Below are 20214 nucleotides of genomic sequence, written 5' to 3'. Positions count from 1 at the left end.
CATGGGTATATTTGAACGGTATTTATCAGTATGGGTAGCACTTGCTATCACCACAGGTGTGATTTTAGGCGCTTGGCAACCAGACGTTTTTCAGTTAATTGCAGATTTAGAAATGGCACATGTTAACTTAGTTGTCGCCGTCTTTATCTGGATAATGATTTATCCAATGATGGTACAAATCGATTTTTCTGCCATTAAAGATGTCGGCAAAAATCCAAAAGGATTATTCCTCACCGTATTCATTAATTGGATCATTAAACCCTTTACGATGGCTGCTTTTGCCTGGTTATTTTTTAAAGTGTTTTTCGCTGACATGGTCGACCCCAGCTCTGCACAAGAATATATCGCGGGGATGATCTTACTCGGTGTCGCGCCTTGTACTGCAATGGTATTTGTTTGGTCACAACTCACCAAAGGAGATGCAAATTATACTTTAGTGCAAGTGTCCGTAAACGATATTATTATGGTCTTTGCATTTGCCCCTATCGCTGCATTTTTACTGGAAGTCAGTGATATCAACGTACCTTGGGAAACCTTGCTGTTATCTGTTTTACTCTATGTTGTACTGCCCTTAATTGCAGGTATCCTGACACGTAAAACATTAAATAAATCAAGCGACAAAGAAGCAATTCAGCATGCGCTAGCAAAGCTAAAACCTTGGTCTATCTTAGGCCTACTCGCCACGGTTGCTTTACTGTTTGGTTTTCAGGCTAACACCTTACTTAACGATCCTAAGACCATTCTTCTCATCGCTATTCCGCTGGCATTACAGACATACATGATCTTTGCGATTACTTTTTTCGCCGCAAAACGCCTTAAACTACCGCATAACATCGCAGGTCCGGCCTGCTTAATTGGTACCTCCAATTTCTTTGAGCTCGCTGTCGCCGTTGCTATCTCGTTATTTGGGCTGCATTCTGGCGCAGCACTTGCCACGGTGGTGGGTGTACTCGTTGAAGTGCCTATTATGCTATCACTCGTAGCCATTATTAATCGTAGCCAAGGTTCTTTTAACTATTCAAGGTCTTAGACTAAACTTACGTTAATAAAAATAGTAATCTACGCAGTAATTAAATAGAAAACAAATTAAAATAATCTATATTTTGGAGAATAAAATGACTATTAAAATCGGTATAAATGGATTTGGCCGTATGGGTCGTCTGGCAATGCGCGCAGCCTTTAATTGGGATGATATTGAAATTGTGCAAATTAATGATCCTGCTGGTAATGCAGAAACACTGGCGCACTTACTTAATTTTGACTCTATTCATGGCCGTTGGGAGCATCAAGCTGAACATCTTGGCGATCAAATGATCATCGCAGACCGCTTTATTCCTTGTACACGTAATACCGCCATTACCGATACCGACTGGTCACAGTGTGACGTGGTACTGGAAGCATCGGGCAAAATGAAAACATCCGCTCTACTGCAAGGTTATTTAGACCAAGGTGTTAAGCGCGTAGTTGTAACAGCGCCAGTAAAAGAAGAAGGTGTGTTAAACGTGGTGATGGGTGTGAATGATGATCTTTATAACAAAGACCTCCACCCTATTGTTACCGCAGCGTCTTGTACCACCAACTGCCTCGCGCCAGTGGTTAAAGTGTTAAAAGAAAAATTGGGCATTAAACATGGTTCAATGACCACGATCCACAACATCACAAATACACAAACTATTCTGGATGCACCACATGCTGATTTACGTCGTGCCCGTGCTTGTGGTACATCATTGATACCGACAACGACGGGATCTGCAACGGCAATTACCAATATTTTCCCCGAATTAACTGGTAAGTTAAACGGTCATGCTATCCGAGTGCCACTAGCAAACGCATCACTCACCGATTGTGTTTTTGAAGTTGAACGTGAAACAACAGCAGAAGAAGTTAACAGTTACTTCAAGCAAGCGGCAGAAAACGAACTTAAAGACATCCTTGGTTATGAAGAACGCCCATTAGTATCGGTTGATTATAAAACCGATCCGCGCTCAAGCATCATTGATGCCTTATCAACGATGGTTGTTAATGGTACGCAAGTGAAAATTTATGCTTGGTATGACAATGAATGGGGTTATGCAAATCGCGCCGCAGAATTGGCTCGAATGGTAGGTCGCTTAGACAAATGATAAAAGCGTTAGCGGGTATTTCACCACAAATAAAACAATATCTCATAATTACCGGTAATTATTGGGCTTTCACCTTAACCGATGGCGCATTGCGCATGTTGGTTGTGCTGTATTTCCATCAACTTGGCTACAGCCCTTTTAATATCGCCATGTTATTTTTGTTTTATGAAGTATTTGGCGTTATCACTAATTTAATTGGTGGTTGGCTAGGTGCTCGGCTGGGATTAAATAAAACCATGAACATTGGTTTAGGGATGCAAATTGTCGCCTTAATGATGTTAACCGTACCCGCTGACATGCTGACTGTTGTTTATGTGATGATCGCACAAGCCTTATCTGGTATTGCTAAAGACCTAAATAAGATGAGCGCCAAAAGTGCCATTAAGTTACTGGTTCCAAAAGGTAATGATAGCGGCAGTAACAACAAGCTGTACCAATGGGTTGCGGTTCTTACCGGTTCTAAAAATGCGTTAAAAGGGGTTGGTTTTTTCTTGGGTGGTGTCCTATTAACCACGCTGGGATTCCAAGGTGCAATTCAGATCATGGCTGCAATGCTATCTGTGGTCTGGATGTGGAGTTTAATCAGTTTAAAAGCCGAACTAGGTAAAGCCAAAAATAAACCTAAATTTACGGAAATATTTTCTAAGAGTCGTTCGATAAACTTACTCTCTGCGGCACGGTTGTTTTTATTCGGTGCCCGTGACGTTTGGTTTGTCGTTGCACTCCCGGTATTTTTAGCAACAAGCTTTAACTGGGATCATTGGTGGGTTGGCGGCTTTATGGCAAGTTGGGTTATCGGTTATGGCATAGTGCAGTCAATCGCTCCACGCTTCACCGGTAAATCACCATCACCAAGTTCAGCAGCACGATGGGCAGGTTATTTAGCCATTATTCCAGTTTTAATTGCCATTGCACTGCATTATCAATTCTATGTGCAATTCTCGATTATCGTTGGCTTATTAACCTTTGGTGGCTTGTTTGCCATCAACTCATCATTACACAGTTACTTAATTGTGAGTTTAGCCAGCAGTGATGGCGTATCCATGGATGTAGGCTTTTACTACATGGCTAACGCAATGGGACGGCTGATAGGTACTGTATTATCGGGCTGGGTATTTCAACTGTACGGCTTGGAAATGTGCTTATGGATTTCCGCGCTATTCATCTCCCTCTCAGCCATTATTGCATTAAAGCTAAAAGACTCACCGACAAGCTAAACCGCAAAATAACTTGGTAATAGTTTACGCTATTACCAAGTATTATCACGTCACATAATAAGCGCCCTGAGATTGCGGTTTCATCATAACATTAAGCTGGAATCGTAAACTAAACCACACGTTCATCTGAAACAATTTTTCCATCTTTGATATTGATAATACGTTTGGTACGCTGAGCTAAAGCATTATCATGAGTGACGATAATGAAGGTTCGACCTTCTCTGTGCAATTCATTAAACAAGGCTTCAATTTCGGCACCTGATTTAGAATCTAACGCTCCCGTCGGTTCATCCGCCAAGATTATTTGAGGATCATTAACTAATGCGCGAGCAATCGCAACTCGCTGCTTTTGACCCCCTGAGAGTTGATTAGGCTTATGGTGCATACGATCCCCCAAACCAACTCGTTCAAGCAATGCAGCCGCTTTTTTCCTTCTTTCAGCTGCTTTTACGCCTCGATACACCAAAGGTAGAGCGACATTTTCCAATGCACTCGCATATTCCAATAAATTAAAACTTTGAAAAACGAATCCAATATTCAGATTACGAATTTTTGCTAACTGATTACCGCTTAATGCGGACACATCTTGGCTATTCAAATAGTACTCACCCAAGGTTGGTTTATCTAAACAGCCGAGCATATTCATTAATGTTGATTTACCAGAGCCCGAGGGGCCTAATATAGAAAGAAACTCACCTTTATTTATCGACAAAGAAACACGGTCCAAGGCACGTATTTCTTCATCACCACTTTTATAATGCTTACTGATCCCATTTAGAATAACGAGTGTTTCAGCCGTAGGTATCATATTATTATCATTCACTTTGTAACGCCTCTAAAGGTGTAATGCTGGCGGCCCTATTTGCAGGAAACCAAGCCGCCGCGACTCCGACTAGACTTAGGGCAAGAATAACCAAGCCGATGATAGAAAAAGAGAGTTCAGGTGTTGGTTTTCCGAGTTCTTCATACAAACGATTTCCCGAAATAGGTAACGCCTGAATCGAATTTATCAAGCCAAAAGTCAGCCCTAATCCGAGTCCCCCTCCAATTGCCATAGTAAAAAGAGACTGAGTCAAATAATGAAGTCTGATCGTTGCAGGACTTGCTCCTACAGCCATTCTTAAGCCAATGTCACGAGTAGCCCGCTTAACCGTTGCATACAGCACATTAGCGATCCCAATACCCGCAACACCTAAAGTAACAAACCCGATAATACCTAAAAAACTTTGTAAACCGATTAAGAAACGACGCATCGTTTTTTGCCTCAACAACATATCTTGGACCTGAACCAACTGCTTGTCCTCGACGCTTGCACCATACTTTCTCGCTATCACTTGTTTCACTGTGGCCGCAACTTGCTTTCGGTCCACTTCCTTAACAGGCTCAATATTGAGCGCAGAAATAGCGCTGTTTTGATGAAAACGCTGCCAAGTAGAGAACGGCACAAAGATCGACTCGTTCAATGGAATTCCTTGCTCTACATTTGCACTGCTACTTTTTATCAGCCCGATAACGATGAATTCTTCACTGCCTACCTTGACTTTTTTCCCCACGGGGTCAACATTTAAAGTAGGCGTGTTAATCCAGTCAAACCTATCCGATTGATTAAATAGAGAGATCGCGGCATTTTCACCCATGACAATGACCTTACGCTGTTCCTTCATATCCATAGGATTAAACCAGCGTCCTCCGGCTCTAATTTTCAAACCAGTCATCGTTTGGTATCCAGGATAAACACCAAGCGGCACTTGCCATGCTCGACGATTCTCAAACGTCACACGTTCATCCCATTTTGCACTTGGTTGGACATTTTTAACACTCGGCAGCACTTTAATAACATTAAGATCTTCACTCTTTAATTTAAGCTGTTTACCAATATAAAAATCTCCCACATTTTTAGTCGCGTAGCCGCCTGTCAAATAAATAAGTTTGCCATTACCACTTTCAGAACTTCGAATAAGTCCTTGCCGTAAGCCTTCACCAGAAGCTAACATAATAGCAATACATAGCGTTGCCCACACAACGGCTAAAATGGTTAAACTAAGGCGCAACTTTTCGGCAGCCATCTCCTGGAAAATTTGTCTTATTGGGAGTAACATTCTCAAGCCCTCGCATTCAAAGCAATAACAGGAACAAGGTTTGAAGCACGTCTAGCTGGAAAATAAGAAGCAAAAAGAGCAAGTACGGTAATTACACCTAACGACATCCAAACAGCCTCAAGCGTTATCGTTGGAAAACCAAGCCACTCAGGCATGCCAATATAATTCAATAACGCAACAATGCCATAAGAAGAAATAATGCCGATCGCCGTACCACAAGCCACTAAGATCACACCTTCAACTAAAAATTGTCCGAGTATATTATTTGGTGTCGCTCCAATCGCTAAACGAACGCCAATTTCGCGCGTGCGCTCAGTAACAGACAAAAACATAATATTGGCCACACCAAGAGCACCAACAGCTAAAGTCATTGCGCCACTTGCACCAAGAAATAACTGAATACCACGTAACAGCGTCTTAAAGAATGCAGCTCTTCGACCTAAATCTGGTATATATATTGAGTCTTTATCACGGGGATCAAAATGTTGTTGCTTGGCAAAAAATGATAACAAGCTCTTACGTAGTATCACGCCAGAAATAGCTTCAGCAGGCGACACTAATAACATCGCAGGTTTGATGTTCCATAAATCATTAAACGTTGAACTGGGGATCATAGCTTGGCTTTCTCCATTATTAAATGAAATACCACTTTCACTTTTTTCTGTTACCCCAATAACAACAAAAGGAATACCACTAATATTCAATGTTCCACCAACTTTTAGATTCCCAATATCAGCTAACCGCCAGCCAACCACAGCAACACGATTGTGGTTGTCTAAATCGCTACGATTAATTCTCCGCGATTTTTTTGCTAATGTCAGGCTTCGTAACTCGAAAAACTGATTATCAACCCCCCTCACATATCCAGGTAGCGAGCGCCCTTGCGTACTTGTAACTCTTACATTCGATTTCCCATAAACGACTGATATATTACGAACGGCTGATTGTTTAGATAGTTCACGCATGTCACTTTCGGAAGGAGACACATTTCTTCTAGCAGGTAGTCCGTACCAAGCCTTGCTCGTCTGACCCGGAAATGCCATTTGAGTATCACTCATTAATAGCGCAAAAGACTTGGTATTCGTTTGATAAAAACCTTCGCCTAACGCCACTAATACTAATACTGAGATAACACCCCATACAATAGCAATAACGGCTAAAAAGCTGCGTAGGCGATGAGCAAGTAAAGTTTGAATCGTTTGAGACAATAACCCGGTCATGATTGCAAAGCCCGCGAGATCATACTGATAGTATTGTCATCCAGCTTTCCTACAGACTTAAGCAAAGAAATACGGTGTTCCCAGTATTCGTAAAATAAAGATTGAAGCATATTCTTACTATCAAAAAGACGGTTATGTGCATCGATAACATCCGATACTTCAGCCATGCCCGCATCGTAAACAACTTGCTTGCTTTTTAATACGCGCAAGCGAGATTCTACTTGCTGCTGGGCAATTTCAACACGCTCCCAATCAACCGATAACTGAGTATATCGATTTGAAATAGTGCTGTTAATTCGTATTTCGATCGCTCGTACCTCTTCTTTGGCACGCAGTACCTGTAATTTAGCCCGGTCAACATTAGCACTGGTAGAGCCGTTTAAGTCCAAAGGCGCGCTAAGATTCAGGCTAGCATTAAACTCATCATTGGTTGTATTACTATTACTGTAACCTACAGACCCAGCTAACGTGGGGTAATAACCCGCTTTCGCCTGGTCCTTTCCAAACTCAACCACCCGGACATTCTGTTTTGCCGCAAGCAGTTCAGGACTGTTATCACTGGCAAGCTTTAACCAAGCAGTTTCGCTGTTTACAATCAACTTAGGCGGGGTCAAATTAGTCGTATCAATTTCATAAACGACATGCGGAGTAATATTAATTAAAGCGATTAATACCGCCTTCATATCAGCAACTTTAGATTGGCTTGCTAAGATATTAGCGCGTTCATCAACATTATTCGCCCGCATATCTTCAAGCTCTGTTGAATGAATTTTACCTGCTTTATAACGAAGGTCTGTAATGTGTAACATTTTAGTTCCTTCGTTGAATTTTTGCTGCGCTAAACGCAAATCACCTTGAGACTGAGCAAGCGCTAAATAAGCATTAATAAGACGTGCAGCCAGATCGTTATGGCTCTGTTTAAACTTTAATTTAGAAGCAAGAAAATCAGCCTGAGATTGGTCCAAGGCCGCCCACTTACTGCTATCCCAAATCGTTTGATTGACTCTTACACCATAACTACTCGAACTACTGCGACCATCATTCCAATTACTGCTTGCCGTTATTTCAGCGCTCGGGAGTAATGCACTTCGACTCGATCTTATTCCTGTTTCACTGATTTGCTCATCCAATTGAGATTGCTGATAAATGGGATCGTAATACTTTGCAGCATTCCATGCATCCTCAATTGTTAGCGCAAAACTTGATGGGCTAAAACTAGCCATAATAAGTCCGAAAAATGAGTTATAACAAAGAAATCGAACAGACCTTTTCTTATTCATTTGGCTCTCCCATCATCATACTAATATCGATAATGGCCTCCCCACTTTCTAAACCAGAAAGCACCTCAACTATAATGCCATCAGACAAACCTAATTTAACTTCACGTACTGAATACCCTGATTCTGATTCGTCTGGGATCCATACTTCTGGTATTTCACCATTAAAATTTAAAACCCGCTCAGGAATAGTAACAACATCAGAAACATGCTTAAGAATGATTTTCGCTGTCGCAGAAAAGCCCGAACGAATCGTTATATCTTGCGGAAACTGGATATTACCAACTTCAACTTGAAAGCCATTGTCAAAGCTTTTGTTACTATCCGTCGTCGTTGCGTTCAGCGTCTCAGACTGCACAGCTACTTTACTTAACGTCCCTTTCATGATCACTTCTGGGTAAGGTGCTAATATAACGTTAACTGGTGTGCCAACTTTCAACTGTGCGGCATCATGTTCACTAACGCTACCTTTAAAAATCATGTCTTTCATATCCGCAACTGACATCATTTCTGTTGCTGCTTGACTTGATTCCGTTGACGTAATCGGTTCACCAATCTCAACCTTCAAGTTTAAAATCGTCCCATCAATTGGCGCTATAATTGTAGAAGTCAGCTTTGAATCACCAACTGACGATTCACCGCTGCGGATCAGATCGAAATTTTGTTTCTTCTGCTGAACATCTGCCTGGCTTGACTTCACATCAGATCGAGCTTGAATGTACTCTCCATAATTCTTTGGAATAATATTTTGCGACACAAGTTGTTTTAAATTATCTAATTTTTGTAGTGCCGACTCTAGCACTGCTTCGCTTCGCATTAATTCGGTATTAGCCAACGTTAATGCTGCCGGTGTCGGATTTGGACGGACTTTAATCAGTGGCGTACCCACAGTGACGTAATCACCCACTTGATGGTAAATTTCACCTACAATACCGTCTATTTGAGATTTAATAGAGATTGAATGTGCAGGGACAATTTGACCGACTGCTACAGCTTGTTTTTCAATCGTTCCTAATGAAGCAGTAATTAAAGGCAACTCGTCATTTTTATTCAATGATTGAGTCGTATTGTAATACACGACTCCCATCACCGATGCTGTGAATAAAGCCATGAAGACCCAGCGTTTTTTCATAATATGTTCCATGTACAATAGAGATGAATGATGCGCAATGAACATATGACTACAAGTCGTTATTTATGTTCAATAAGCATGATACACAATTTAAAAAATACGCGTGTTGATTTGTTTCGTATAACATGGAAGATTGACTGACTTGAATAGGGGGATTACTGATTATTCAGATATACTTTCTTGAATATAACGACCAATATATTCAGCACCAGATAAAATGATAGAAAAGTGAGTGTCATTTTTTAGTATTTTTATTTCATTATCAACTTGAGTCGAGTTTGTATTAGCAAATCCAGTTACTTTTTGGGCATCAAATGCTTCATCGTTTTCACCAATCCATAAGCCAAAACGAGTGAGGTTAGCGATCTGTTTGGCGGGGTTACTAGGCGTTAGTGCATTCGACATATTCACAGTGTTAAACGTGACAATCTCAGGGTTATTCTTTAACACTTGGTCAGGAAAATTAAACATGACCGCTTTATCATGCCCCGCCAACAGTCCAAAGGATACTGAGTTTAGGACAAACTTCAGGGTATTTACGTCGGAGAATGCTACTCGATTATTTTCATCATCATGATTAGTTTCTGATTTATAACCAAAATAAGGCGCTAAGAAAACATAACCATCAATATCTTCACGCTGCGACCAATTAGAATAATTTAATGCTAAACCTGCGCCGCTAGAGTGCCCGCCAACATATATTGGCAATTGAGGATATCGACGTCGCGCTTGCTGAACAATCGTATTAATGTCAACCCAAACTTGTTCTTTGTTTGGCGCATCACCACGCGCGCCTTCAGAACTACCATGCCCCCTAATATCGGGCATATATACCGCAATATTAAAGTTATCACGTAGGCCAATAGCAAGATGGTTATAAGAAAGCCCACTGTGCGCGCCACCACCATGAAAAAATATTAATACCGCATTAACGTTAGTCGGAAAGTAAGGTCGATAAGCTAAAAAAATGTTATCTGTTGATTTGATATAATATAATGATGCAAGCGGTTTTTTATCTGCCGCTTTCAAGGCTGAAAGTGAAAAGAAATCACTGGCGATACTTGATGTGGGCCAGATCATCGTTATAGTGAGTAGACATACTTTGAGTAACACGGACTCCCCCTTCTAAATCAGCCATTGAGACTAAGTATAGTCCGCATAGGTTAATAACAAACCTAAATCAGTTAAACGTTCAAGCAGCTGTACCGTGTACCACTTGAAAATGCTCTAATACCAGCATCATGTCTTCATTTACTTCAATATCAGCAGCAACACACTCATTAGAAAAGAAATGCCAATGCGCAGCACGCCACCAATCGAGGGTACGATCACCTTCACCTTCCGAACAGGCAAACTCAGCGGTCACATCCGAATATTTACATTCACTCACCGCCGTAATCTCAACAATCGAGGTAGGTTCACCATCCCAATCCGTTACTACCAATAAGTGTCCAGCTTTTGGCATAGGTTCAATTCCCGACTCATACCAATATTTCATGCTACAGGTAGCAGTCTTTATACCTTTACTAATTAAGTCTGCGCATCGGTTCGCATTAATTTCATCATTACAAAAAGAATCAGCACTAAATGACGTGTAACGTTGACGTTCAATGCTAGTCAATGTCGCTAAATATTCTTCAAGATATATTTTTATTTTTTGTTCCATACAGCCCCTCTGAACTAGATTATTCTGTATACCATCAATAAATTAATCTGTCATTCATTCAACATAATACTCCAAACTACCTTAATGAGTCCATCGAAGTTTGTACCCATAAATAAGTACCAGCTTCACTGTTATTCAAATTGTATTTACCGATATAACTGACTTACTTTATTTTCGATTAACAGTAGATTTAGACTGTACGTGTGCTTATTAACACTTTACTGCTAAGGTTTAAATATTGGGGATCTAATTGTTTATTCTAAAATATAACTCTATCGTCATTATCTATTCACCAATACTTGAGCTGAGAATATGATTATTGATTTTGGATTAAAGAGTTTAGTACATATAAATAGATACCTCCGTCTTGGTAATACGATCCATCTACCAAAATCTCTAACGACAGTGACGACGGTTAATCGAGAGGAAGAAGTCGAACCCACAACAGTCGGAATGACACAAGATGGCGTAGACTCTATTTGGCAATCGGTCGAAGAGATTTATAAGACCGCGACACACCCGGCTATTTCACTGTGTTTTCGCCGCCAGGGAAAAATAATTTTAAACCGTTCCATTGGTTATGCAAATGGCCATAAACCAAATAAAAAAGCAGAAAAAAACGCACGGCTCATGCAGCCTGAAACACCCATTTGTTATTTTTCAGGGTCAAAAGCGGTTACTGCTTTTTTAATTCATTTATTAAACGAAGATAGACTTATCGATTTACATGATACCGTGAGCTCTCACTTACCTGAATTTGGTCTGCACGGTAAGCAAGATATCAGTATCCATCAAGTTTTATCGCATCGCAGTGGCATGTCGACGTTGCCCAGTTCACTTGGTGTTAATTCACTTTCAGATAATGACGAAGTTTGGCAACAGCTTTGTGCGAAAAAACTACCCGAAACGCAGGTTGATAAACTCGCCTACCATGCGCTGAGTGGTGGTTATATTTTAGAGCGTATCATTAACAAAGTAACGGGTATGAGCATACAAGAATTTCTTGACTTAAGAGTTCGTAAGCCGATGAATATGAAATACTTTAGTTATGGGCTAAGCAAATCAAAAGCGTTAGATTTAGCCGACAACTACGCCACTGGCATAAAAGCAATCTACCCGATCTCATATTTTATTAAACGTGCGTTGGGTGGTTCATTTGACCGCGTTGCTGAAGTAAGTAATACACCGATGTTTCAACAAGCTGTTATACCATCAGCCAACTTGATGGGGACAGCTGAAGAAATGGGGCGTTTCTATCAAATGCTGTTAAATAATGGTGTTTGGGGAGGAAAGCAGATCTGCAAACCAATGACAGTAAGGCGTCTCATACGTGAATACGGTTCATTAGAATTTGATAGAACCCTGATGGTGCCAATGCGTTACAGTGCAGGACTCATGCTGGGGGCAAACCCTGTCGGATTATGGGGGCTGCATAGTGCCCAAGCATTTGGGCATATCGGTTTAATTAACAAATTGTTATGGGCCGACCCAGAGCGTGATATTTCAGTGTCTTTAGTCAATACCGGCTTACCGCTAGTCGCCAACAATGTGCCTTCGTTAATCAACTTCATGACGAGCATTAATAAGCACTGTTCACGTTAAGCTGGTTACTCAAGATCCATTTACACTAGTGCACAAAATAATGACTGTAAGCCGAATTACTTCGCTAACTCGGCAATACGTTCACTTGCCCAACTTTCAAACTTCCAATTTTTAATAAACGCACAATGTCCGCCTTTCGCTTGTAAATCAATACTCAACCATTTCGATTGATGTAAATGACTGAGATGACCAGCAGGGATCATCGGGTCGTCTTCAGAGGTAATGATCGTAGTTGGTATTGCTAATTGACTTAAGCCATCATCAATAATCGAGTAAGCCTCAAAATAATCATTTCGACTAGAAAAATGCGTGTAACCGTCCACAAAAAACTGGTTCATTTCATCAAGTGTTTTTAATTTTTTCAATGCACGACCATATCCTAACTGCGGATGATGACGCAATTTTTTGGTGAGCGAACGTTTCCACTTGGCAACAAAATATTGTTCATATATTGGAAAACCAGTACTTAACTCCGCCATCGTGGTCCGTGGGTGTAACACAGGGCAAATAGCAATTGCTTGATGTAATTTAATATCTTCTGATTTAGCGATATTAGCAACACGTAAACAAAAGTTACCGCCGAGCGAATAACCACATAACACATTATGCTTACCACCAAATTCAGCACACAGATATTTAACCGCTTCAGCAACTTCTTCTAAGCGGGATGAATTAAATAACTCAGGGTTTAAATGATGCGTATCACCATGATCTCGGAAGTTAAGACGAAATACATCATAACCCGCATCGAGTAGCTTTTGCCCACTTGATAGAACATACAGCGAGTCAGCACAGCCTTCCCAACCATGGAGAATAATTGCGAGCCCTTTGGTTGATGCAGCCGTATGTAGCGTTATAAAACCTTCTAACGTCACCCCTTGTGGCGTAGTGATGATATGTCGCTTGGATAGACGGAGTAATTTCCTAGCGCGACGTTTTTCCAAAAATGTTCTAGGACCAGAACTCGATAAAATTGATTGTAGGTGGTTATTGCTCAGCCCTAACGCCGGTTTAAATTTAGTCATTGTTATTCACTTCTACGCCATTACCAAAAATGAAGCGTTCACTGTACACCATTATTCACTGTTCTAACATCTTAACGTGATTTGGCTATCGACGGCTAAGATGTGTATATGAATATGATTACAATGCGTTATAATTAATTTTTTAAACATTACAGATTGTGATGTTAGCTCAACGAAGAAAAGGAAATTTCATGCGTAAATTACTCATCGGTTTTGGCTTATTGTTAGTCAGTGCTTTTAGCCAAGCGGCAGACCTTAACTGGCAAACGGTTGAACAAAAAGCAAAAGGACAGACAGTCTATTTTTACGCATGGGGCGGCAGTCCAGAAATAAATAACTATTTACGTTGGGCTGATAAGCGCTTAAACAGTGAATACGGCGTACGGCTAAAACACGTAAAAGTTGGCGATATTGCAGAGGCTATAACCCGTTTAGCGGCAGAAAAAACAGCTAAAAAGAACAGTAATGGCAGTGTTGATATGGTTTGGGTTAACGGTGAAAACTTCAAATCAATGAAACGCTACGACCTCATTACCGATTCATTCGCAACGCAATTACCCAACTGGCACTATGTTGATAAAACCTTACCTGTTGATAGTGATTTTTCTGAACCAACGTTAGGCTTAGAAGCTCCTTGGGGCGTAGGTCAACTGGTGTTTATTTACGATACTGAAACCCTGAAAAGCCCACCGACAAGCTTTAACGAACTACTTGCTTACGCAATTAAACATCCAAATAAAGTGAGCTATCCCAAACCACCCTCTTTTCACGGCACCAGCTTCTTAAAAGCCGCATTATTAGAATTAGCGAGTGACAATACGCCCTTATACAAACAGGCAGATAGTAAGACGTTTACGGTAATATCAGCACCGTTATGGGATTATCTCGACAAACTTCATGCTGTAGCTTGGCATCAAGGTAAACAATTTCCAGCCAGTGCTGCCGAAACGATTCGACTGTTAGATGATGGTGAACTTGATATTGCCCTTTCATTTAACCCTAACGAAGCAACAACATCACAACAAAGCGGCAAGCTCAGTGAAACCACGGTTGCTTATGCGATGGAAGCAGGGGCATTATCTAACATTCACTTTTTATCTATCCCTTGGAATGCCAATGCAAAAGAAGGCGCATTAGTTGCGATTAACTTCTTGTTAAGCCCGGAAGCACAATCACGTAAAGGTGATTTAGCCATTTGGGGTGATCCGACTGTATTATCACCACAATACATCACAGGATCAGCGCAAAAAACTAAATTGTTTAAATCAATTCCAGAACCACACCCAAGTTGGCAAGCTGCGCTTGAAGCTGAATGGCAAAAACGCTACGGACATTAATTGAACACTTTATTAAAATATGAAAAAAAGCAGTCGGTAACATCTATCACTTTTAAAATTATGGTGTTACTGACTATAGTTATCATTTTTTCACCTTTGTTACCCGGGCTTATTGGATTAATTTTCGCCGCGTTTGGCTATATCCCCGCGATAGATCAATATACATTATCACTTGATGGTTTTAATGAGTTACTCGCTTGGCCGGGTTTGCATCAGTCTATAGTGCTAACTTTATTCGTGAGTATTTCGAGCACGTTATTAGCTGCTTTTTTTTGCTTTGCTATTTTACAATCCTGTTGGCATAGCCGATGGTGGAAACAAATAGAAACCCTACTAGCCCCTATCATGGCACTGCCACACGTCGCTTTTGCCGTTGGTTTTGCATTCCTATTTACACCGAGCGGGTTTATCGCGCGTCTTTTTGGCGAACAAATTAACTGGCAATTGATTCATGACCAATATGGTTTTGGCTTGATTGCCGCTCTGACGCTCAAAGAGATCCCATTTTTGCTGTTTATGAGTATTCCTTTACTCAAACAATTGAACATTAGCGCCACCCTTATCACGGCACAAAGTCTGGGCTATAACAATGCACAAGCATGGCAAAAGATTATCTTGCCACAATGGTTACCCAAGATCCGTTTCTCGCTATTTGCAGTGATGGCCTATAGTATTTCGGTCGTTGATGTGGCGCTAATTATCGGCCCGACTCAACCGCCCACATTATCCGTACTGGTGTGGCAATGGTTAAATGATGCCGATCTTGCGACACTACCAAAAGCCTCTGCTGGAGCCTTAGTATTACTGCTTATGTGTTTAGCCACCCTGCTTAGTATCCGTAGTGCAGAATGGTTCATCACCCTAAAATGCAGAACTTGGCTGTCAAATGGTCGATTTTCTCTGCCTATTGGTGGTAAAAGTATTATCACTATCACGTATTTAATCACCCTTGTAACCTTACCTATTTTACTGCTGTGGTCGTTTGCACAACGCTGGCGGTTCCCAGATATAACGCCATCGCGTTGGTCACTGCGATTTTGGCAACAAGAATGGGATTATTTGCTAGATGTCATCGCCAATAGCATCATGATCGCGTTAGTTAGTGCTACGATAGCCTTAGTTTTTGCGATTATCGTGCACGAACACAGCATTAAAGCAGAGGCGAACAAGAAATTTTTAAAAGTACCACGATTACTCATCGCTATTCCGATGCTGGCACCACAATTATCGCTGCTGTTTGGCATCCAAGTCGCCACCTTATACCTCGCGAATCAGTATTATTATTTATGGGTCACTTGGGCGCACATCTTCTTTGTTTTCCCTTATGTTTTTCTTGCACTTGATGGCCCTTGGCGCAGTTATGATCAACGCTTAGATAAAGTAGCATTAAGTTTGGGCATGTCCCCTTTCAAGGTCTGGTGGAAGATTAAACGGCCATTATTATTGCCTGCGATCTGGATAGCTTGGGCTGTCGGGATCAGTGTTAGCCTTACACAATATTTACCGACCTTAATGTTAGGTGCAGGGCGCATATCAACTTTAACCACAGAAGCGGTAGCATTATCTAGCGGACAAGATCGCCGCATCAGTGCCATTTATGCATTATTACAATCGCTTGCCCCTTTTATATTTTATATCATCGCTATTATTGCTAGCCGTAAAACGGGTTCGCTAGAACAGCAAACATCAACATCAACATCAACATCAACATCAACCAGTAGGATATCGACATCGAATGTCTCTGTCAGTCAACAATCTAACCATCCTTGATAACCATAATCATCCCTTATTCACACCGGTATCTTTTACTGTTGCGCAAGGAGAGGTTCTCACATTAATGGGTCCGAGTGGCTGTGGTAAGTCCAGCTTATTAAATGTGATTGCAGGGCATACATCAGCTGACTTTAGCTATCAGGGTGAGTGCTATTATCAGCAACAATTATTAAATAACTTGCCCGCAGAAAAACGAAACATCGGTATGTTATTTCAAGATGACTTGTTATTTCCGCATCTGAACATTTGGGAAAATCTCGCTATCGCATTACCAAATAAAGTGAAAAAGGCACAGCGAAAACTAAAAGCCCTTGAAACGCTAACGCAGCTAAACTTATTAACGCTAGCCGACAAAACACCTATGCAAATATCAGGTGGTCAACGCGCACGTATTAGTATGATGCGCATGTTACTTACTGAACCTGCCGTTGTATTACTCGACGAACCATTCAGTAAGTTAGATAAATCATTACGCAGTGAATTTAGAAACTGGGTATTTACCCAAACCATCGACAGACAACTGCCCGTATTAATGGTGACGCACGACGCTGACGATGTCCCTAGCGGAAGTAAATGCCTACACTGGCCATGGAACAAGGAAAACGAGAATGCTTGACCGTTACGCTATAAAGATTATCCGTTGGCCAATTAACACAACAGCTAAACTCGTACATAAGACAGGAATAAAGGCCGATCAGGTTACCCTATTTGGCTTTATGCTTGGGTTAATGAGTTTTCCAGCATTAGCGCTACAAGAATACAATATTGCCTTGGTGTTCATACTTTCAAATCGAATATTGGATGCTGTAGATGGGGCTGTTGCTCGGATACAAGGTATTACTGATAGTGGTGGTTTCTTAGATATCACCTTGGACTTTTTGTTTTATTCACTCGTACCGTTTGGATTTGTTGTTGCCGAACCAAACGCCAACGCTGTCGCAGGTGCATTTTTAATCTTCGCTTTTATTGGCACAGGTTCAAGTTTTTTAGCCTTTGCGATCATGGCCAGCAAACAGAAAATTGAGAACCCGGTTTATAAACACAAATCGCTGTATTACATGGGGGGGTTAACGGAAGGAACAGAAACCGTTCTTTGCTTCATATTGTTGTGCCTGTTCCCGTTTTACTTTGCCAACATAGCATACACTTTTGCGACATTATGTTGGCTCACAACAGTTTCACGTATTTGGGCTGGTTATCAAACTCTAAAGTAGATTCATAATAAGTATCATTAAGGTTGAACCCTAATTCAATTAATTACGGATAGACATCTTAAATATCAGCCACTATTTTTTGTAATAAACGTACGATCTCTTGCTGTTCTTCACCTTCTAACGAACGGACTAAGTCAGCATTGATCGCAACTGGTATTGGCACTAAGTCCGTTTTTAAAGCCTTACCAGCCTCAGTCAAGTAAATACGGAAAGAGCGGCGACTATTTGGATCATCTCGACGCTCAACAAGTCCTAAAGCGACTAATTTATCCAATGTACGTGTTGTCGTTGAACTCTCAACTTTTGATTTCAAAGCGATGTCACGTTGTGTTACCCCTTCCTCTTCCCATAAGCACATTAAAGTCGGCCATAGTGCTAATGATAATCCTCGTTTCTTTAATTCTGTATCAAAGTCTTTTGATGCTTTGTTAGCAACAACATTAAGCAACCAGCCAAAGCTTTTTTGACGATCAAATTTATGTTCCATTCTGTACCTATACTAATTAAGAAAGCGCAACTATTGCTATGGTAACTAATACCGCAACAATAAGCACCAACAAGGCTTTTAAATTTGATTCAAAGCGCACAGATAAAGCAACACATTTAGCTTGATATCCAGTAACCATCGCTAATACTAATGGCTTATCACATAATTTATAACCAATAATAGCACCGACATGAATAAATATTAATAGCGGTAAAATATAGAACAATAAGTTATGAATAAACGAAAAAACATCAAATAACCAATCCGTTAGCCACAATTCTGCCAATGGTAAGTTATCAGCAAACCCAGCGAGCACTAAACCTGAAATACATTGTAATAATAAACAAAGTAGCAGGCTTATCACCATCCAACCTCCAGCAGGATTATGGCCAACACTCTCCTTTTCCTGCCCACTGAAATAATGCAATATTGCTTTTGGTGATCGAACAAACTGTTTAAAACGGCTCGTCTCACTGCCAATCGCACCCCATATAACTCGCCACATAATTAACGTAAATAGCCCTAAACCTAACTGAATGTGTGGCCCTTCGCCATTATAGCCAGTAATAATAAGCGCCATAAATAATACAGCTTGTAGCCAATGATATAAACGTGTTGGCAAATCCCAAATCTTCATTTTTAAACCTCTCAATTAAATGCAACAACAATACTTTACACTAAAACAGTTGCGCGCGCAACAGTTGCAGTGTAATGTATATAGCAAGTCCACAGAGACAAACTTAAATATTTAATCAGGAGTAAGACATGCAGGTATCCCAACAAATAAACAAATTCATCGCAGCGCTATCTATTACATTAGGTTTGGCAAGTATGTCAGTGCAAGCATCTGAAAAGATGTCAGTAGAACAAGGTATACAAGACGTAGAGCAACGCCAAAATGCTTTCTCAGAAATTGATGAACAACAAGAACAAATAGAAGACCTGCTTGATGATAATAACAACAACTGGCAACAGCTCATCACACTAAGTACAGCGCTAAACGCCAATTCATCCTCACTACAACATCTGTTTGTTGCAGGCAGTCAACCTGGCAGTAAAGCTAAGGACAAAGTTTGGAATGATAATGATAAATTTAAAGCCGCATTAACAAAAATGGATAATAGCTTTATAAAAATGGATAGAGCAATCAAACAGCAAGATAAGTACGCAGCTAAAGATGCACTAAAAGAAGCAAACAAGACTTGCCGTAACTGTCACCGCCAATACCGTTCACGCTGGTAAATACAGATACAACAATTGTCATGTAATCACTTTTATCACTCATTTAGGATATAACCATGAATACTAAAACACTAAAAAATATACATAAAACAGCGGCGATACTTGCATTTGTACTCATCACATCATTTCTTACAAGTACCATCATTGCCGATCTGTTAGCAACACCACAGCAGATTGTACACGTTAAAAGTACCATACTCATGTTTATTCCTGGACTCATTTTCGCCATGATGGTCACCGGAATATCAGCAAAAAAACTATACCCTGGCGCGATAAAAGGCGTATTTAAGATCAAACAGACTAGGATGAAGGTTGCGGCCATCAATGGGGTGATCATTTTATTACCCGCGGCAATAATATTAGCAAGGTGGTCTGCATTAGGGCAATTCGATGGGTTATATTGGACAATTCAAATTTTAGAAATCATCGCTGGGATGACGAACTTGACCATGATCGGCTTAAATATTAGAGATGGCATTCGTTTAGGACATAAGGCAAAAAAACGTACGACTCGCTAATATTACAATAACGGATTCAATGCGTCTAAAAGTGCTTATCGATGATGTCCTGGCACTTTTATTCCTTTATTTTAATCTAGTTTTTAACTTCGTTACTTACATCTTTAGCAATATCACGAGATGCGTGGCCAATCGACTTAGTGACATCTCTTGTTGCATGACCGATATCACGACCAACGGTCTTTAGTTCTGCACAAGCAGTCAACCCGAGTGTAAATGTTAATGCAGTTATCGTTACGGCTAACTTTTTCATTAAGGTAGATCCATCTATCAATTAAATAT

At 40.6% G+C, this 20214-nt stretch carries 21 protein-coding genes; 10 read left to right on the top strand and 11 right to left on the bottom strand.

Going from position 1 to position 20214, the window contains the following annotated elements; genetic code table 11:
- Position 1: 1 nt before the first annotated feature.
- The 3 genes from arsB (at position 2) to arsJ (ending at position 3340) form a co-directional block, all read left to right on the top strand.
- Positions 2 to 1030, top strand: coding sequence for an ACR3 family arsenite efflux transporter (gene arsB / locus HWV01_RS07175; protein ID WP_211674734.1), 1029 nt, complete (start codon positions 2 to 4; stop codon positions 1028 to 1030).
- 85 nt (positions 1031 to 1115) lie between these two features.
- On the top strand, positions 1116 to 2123 hold the full coding sequence (locus HWV01_RS07170) for an ArsJ-associated glyceraldehyde-3-phosphate dehydrogenase (RefSeq protein ID WP_211674733.1): 1008 nt from the start codon (positions 1116 to 1118) through the stop codon (positions 2121 to 2123).
- The gene (gene arsJ, locus HWV01_RS07165) at positions 2120 to 3340 is read left to right on the top strand and encodes an organoarsenical effux MFS transporter ArsJ (RefSeq protein WP_211674732.1); all 1221 of its coding nucleotides are present in this window, start codon (positions 2120 to 2122) and stop codon (positions 3338 to 3340) included. Before HWV01_RS07170 ends, arsJ begins: the two co-directional genes overlap by 4 nt.
- 109 nt (positions 3341 to 3449) lie before the next feature.
- Here arsJ and HWV01_RS07160 read toward each other — a convergent pair whose 3' ends face one another.
- From HWV01_RS07160 to HWV01_RS07130, 7 genes are all read right to left on the bottom strand, one after another.
- The gene (locus tag HWV01_RS07160; RefSeq protein ID WP_211675720.1) at positions 3450 to 4148 is read right to left on the bottom strand and encodes an ABC transporter ATP-binding protein; all 699 of its coding nucleotides are present in this window, start codon (positions 4146 to 4148) and stop codon (positions 3450 to 3452) included.
- A gap of 7 nt (positions 4149 to 4155) precedes the next feature.
- Entirely contained in the window at positions 4156 to 5391 is a 1236-nt protein-coding gene (locus HWV01_RS07155; protein WP_249185470.1) for an ABC transporter permease, read from the bottom strand.
- A 50-nt stretch (positions 5392 to 5441) separates the two neighbouring features.
- Complete coding sequence (locus HWV01_RS07150; protein ID WP_211674731.1) at positions 5442 to 6659, bottom strand: ABC transporter permease; 1218 nt, start codon at positions 6657 to 6659, stop codon at positions 5442 to 5444.
- Positions 6656 to 7882: a TolC family protein gene (locus HWV01_RS07145; protein ID WP_249185469.1), complete on the bottom strand. Its 1227-nt coding sequence runs from the start codon at positions 7880 to 7882 to the stop codon at positions 6656 to 6658. The genes HWV01_RS07150 and HWV01_RS07145 overlap by 4 nt, the downstream gene beginning before the upstream one ends.
- Before the next feature lie 49 nt (positions 7883 to 7931).
- Complete coding sequence (locus HWV01_RS07140) at positions 7932 to 9068, bottom strand: efflux RND transporter periplasmic adaptor subunit (RefSeq protein WP_211674729.1); 1137 nt, start codon at positions 9066 to 9068, stop codon at positions 7932 to 7934.
- Between the two features lie 162 nt (positions 9069 to 9230).
- A complete protein-coding gene (locus tag HWV01_RS07135; RefSeq protein WP_249185468.1) occupies positions 9231 to 10181 on the bottom strand; it encodes an alpha/beta fold hydrolase in 951 nt (316 codons plus the stop codon).
- Positions 10182 to 10260: 79 nt separating this feature from the next.
- Positions 10261 to 10734 (bottom strand): ASCH domain-containing protein, encoded by a 474-nt coding sequence (locus HWV01_RS07130; protein WP_211674728.1) that lies wholly within the window; start codon positions 10732 to 10734, stop codon positions 10261 to 10263.
- A gap of 312 nt (positions 10735 to 11046) precedes the next feature.
- Here HWV01_RS07130 and HWV01_RS07125 point away from each other — a divergent pair, with 312 nt between their 5' ends.
- Positions 11047 to 12336 (top strand): serine hydrolase, encoded by a 1290-nt coding sequence (locus HWV01_RS07125; protein ID WP_211674727.1) that lies wholly within the window; start codon positions 11047 to 11049, stop codon positions 12334 to 12336.
- A gap of 56 nt (positions 12337 to 12392) precedes the next feature.
- On the opposite strand, the gene HWV01_RS07120 is transcribed toward HWV01_RS07125, so the two are convergent.
- Positions 12393 to 13361, bottom strand: coding sequence for a YheT family hydrolase (locus HWV01_RS07120; RefSeq protein ID WP_211674726.1), 969 nt, complete (start codon positions 13359 to 13361; stop codon positions 12393 to 12395).
- Between the two features lie 191 nt (positions 13362 to 13552).
- Here HWV01_RS07120 and HWV01_RS07115 point away from each other — a divergent pair, with 191 nt between their 5' ends.
- Genes HWV01_RS07115 through HWV01_RS07100 form a run of 4 tightly spaced genes read left to right on the top strand, consistent with a single transcriptional unit; the run spans position 13553 to position 17685 of the window.
- Positions 13553 to 14698 carry an ABC transporter substrate-binding protein gene (locus HWV01_RS07115; RefSeq protein ID WP_211674725.1) on the top strand — a complete coding sequence of 382 codons (1146 nt, stop codon included), beginning with the start codon at positions 13553 to 13555 and terminating at the stop codon, positions 14696 to 14698.
- A complete protein-coding gene (locus HWV01_RS07110) occupies positions 14699 to 16468 on the top strand; it encodes an ABC transporter permease (protein WP_211674724.1) in 1770 nt (589 codons plus the stop codon). It abuts the gene before it with no gap.
- Positions 16434 to 17087 (top strand): ATP-binding cassette domain-containing protein, encoded by a 654-nt coding sequence (locus tag HWV01_RS07105; protein WP_211674723.1) that lies wholly within the window; start codon positions 16434 to 16436, stop codon positions 17085 to 17087. The genes HWV01_RS07110 and HWV01_RS07105 overlap by 35 nt, the downstream gene beginning before the upstream one ends.
- Positions 17080 to 17685: a CDP-alcohol phosphatidyltransferase family protein gene (locus tag HWV01_RS07100; protein ID WP_211674722.1), complete on the top strand. Its 606-nt coding sequence runs from the start codon at positions 17080 to 17082 to the stop codon at positions 17683 to 17685. Before HWV01_RS07105 ends, HWV01_RS07100 begins: the two co-directional genes overlap by 8 nt.
- Positions 17686 to 17743: 58 nt before the next feature.
- Here HWV01_RS07100 and HWV01_RS07095 read toward each other — a convergent pair whose 3' ends face one another.
- Positions 17744 to 18172 (bottom strand): MarR family winged helix-turn-helix transcriptional regulator, encoded by a 429-nt coding sequence (locus HWV01_RS07095; protein WP_211674721.1) that lies wholly within the window; start codon positions 18170 to 18172, stop codon positions 17744 to 17746.
- Positions 18173 to 18188: 16 nt separating this feature from the next.
- Positions 18189 to 18809: a cytochrome b/b6 domain-containing protein gene (locus HWV01_RS07090; RefSeq protein WP_211674720.1), complete on the bottom strand. Its 621-nt coding sequence runs from the start codon at positions 18807 to 18809 to the stop codon at positions 18189 to 18191.
- Between the two features lie 128 nt (positions 18810 to 18937).
- Between HWV01_RS07090 and HWV01_RS07085 the strand changes: the two genes are divergently transcribed.
- Both HWV01_RS07085 and HWV01_RS07080 read left to right on the top strand, forming a co-directional pair.
- Positions 18938 to 19414, top strand: coding sequence for a cytochrome c (locus tag HWV01_RS07085; protein WP_211674719.1), 477 nt, complete (start codon positions 18938 to 18940; stop codon positions 19412 to 19414).
- A gap of 56 nt (positions 19415 to 19470) precedes the next feature.
- Entirely contained in the window at positions 19471 to 19932 is a 462-nt protein-coding gene (locus HWV01_RS07080; protein ID WP_211674718.1) for a hypothetical protein, read from the top strand.
- Positions 19933 to 20008: 76 nt separating this feature from the next.
- Here the strand turns inward: HWV01_RS07080 and HWV01_RS07075 are convergent, their stop codons facing one another.
- A complete protein-coding gene (locus HWV01_RS07075) occupies positions 20009 to 20185 on the bottom strand; it encodes a hypothetical protein (protein ID WP_211674717.1) in 177 nt (58 codons plus the stop codon).
- Positions 20186 to 20214 lie beyond the last annotated feature (29 nt).

The organism is Moritella sp. 5 (assembly GCF_018219455.1).
Lineage (GTDB): Bacteria > Pseudomonadota > Gammaproteobacteria > Enterobacterales > Moritellaceae > Moritella.
Note: the sequence above shows the minus strand (reverse complement) of the source record. Positions and strands in the feature narration are given on the sequence as shown.

Bases quoted from the DNA above. Each gene is read 5' to 3' on its own strand.
- arsB (WP_211674734.1), top strand. From the start codon at position 2: ATGGGTATATTTGAACGGTATTTATCAGTATGGGTAGCACTTGCTATC.
- HWV01_RS07140 (WP_211674729.1), bottom strand. From the start codon at position 9,068: ATGAAAAAACGCTGGGTCTTCATGGCTTTATTCACAGCATCGGTGATG.
- HWV01_RS07115 (WP_211674725.1), top strand. From the start codon at position 13,553: ATGCGTAAATTACTCATCGGTTTTGGCTTATTGTTAGTCAGTGCTTTT.
- HWV01_RS07090 (WP_211674720.1), bottom strand. From the start codon at position 18,809: ATGAAGATTTGGGATTTGCCAACACGTTTATATCATTGGCTACAAGCT.
- HWV01_RS07130 (WP_211674728.1), bottom strand. From the start codon at position 10,734: ATGGAACAAAAAATAAAAATATATCTTGAAGAATATTTAGCGACATTG.
- HWV01_RS07125 (WP_211674727.1), top strand. From the start codon at position 11,047: ATGATTATTGATTTTGGATTAAAGAGTTTAGTACATATAAATAGATAC.
- HWV01_RS07095 (WP_211674721.1), bottom strand. From the start codon at position 18,172: ATGGAACATAAATTTGATCGTCAAAAAAGCTTTGGCTGGTTGCTTAAT.
- HWV01_RS07105 (WP_211674723.1), top strand. From the start codon at position 16,434: ATGTCTCTGTCAGTCAACAATCTAACCATCCTTGATAACCATAATCAT.
- HWV01_RS07080 (WP_211674718.1), top strand. From the start codon at position 19,471: ATGAATACTAAAACACTAAAAAATATACATAAAACAGCGGCGATACTT.
- HWV01_RS07075 (WP_211674717.1), bottom strand. From the start codon at position 20,185: ATGAAAAAGTTAGCCGTAACGATAACTGCATTAACATTTACACTCGGG.
- HWV01_RS07150 (WP_211674731.1), bottom strand. From the start codon at position 6,659: ATGACCGGGTTATTGTCTCAAACGATTCAAACTTTACTTGCTCATCGC.
- HWV01_RS07100 (WP_211674722.1), top strand. From the start codon at position 17,080: ATGCTTGACCGTTACGCTATAAAGATTATCCGTTGGCCAATTAACACA.
- HWV01_RS07085 (WP_211674719.1), top strand. From the start codon at position 18,938: ATGCAGGTATCCCAACAAATAAACAAATTCATCGCAGCGCTATCTATT.
- HWV01_RS07120 (WP_211674726.1), bottom strand. From the start codon at position 13,361: ATGACTAAATTTAAACCGGCGTTAGGGCTGAGCAATAACCACCTACAA.
- HWV01_RS07170 (WP_211674733.1), top strand. From the start codon at position 1,116: ATGACTATTAAAATCGGTATAAATGGATTTGGCCGTATGGGTCGTCTG.
- arsJ (WP_211674732.1), top strand. From the start codon at position 2,120: ATGATAAAAGCGTTAGCGGGTATTTCACCACAAATAAAACAATATCTC.
- HWV01_RS07160 (WP_211675720.1), bottom strand. From the start codon at position 4,148: ATGATACCTACGGCTGAAACACTCGTTATTCTAAATGGGATCAGTAAG.
- HWV01_RS07145 (WP_249185469.1), bottom strand. From the start codon at position 7,882: ATGGCTAGTTTTAGCCCATCAAGTTTTGCGCTAACAATTGAGGATGCA.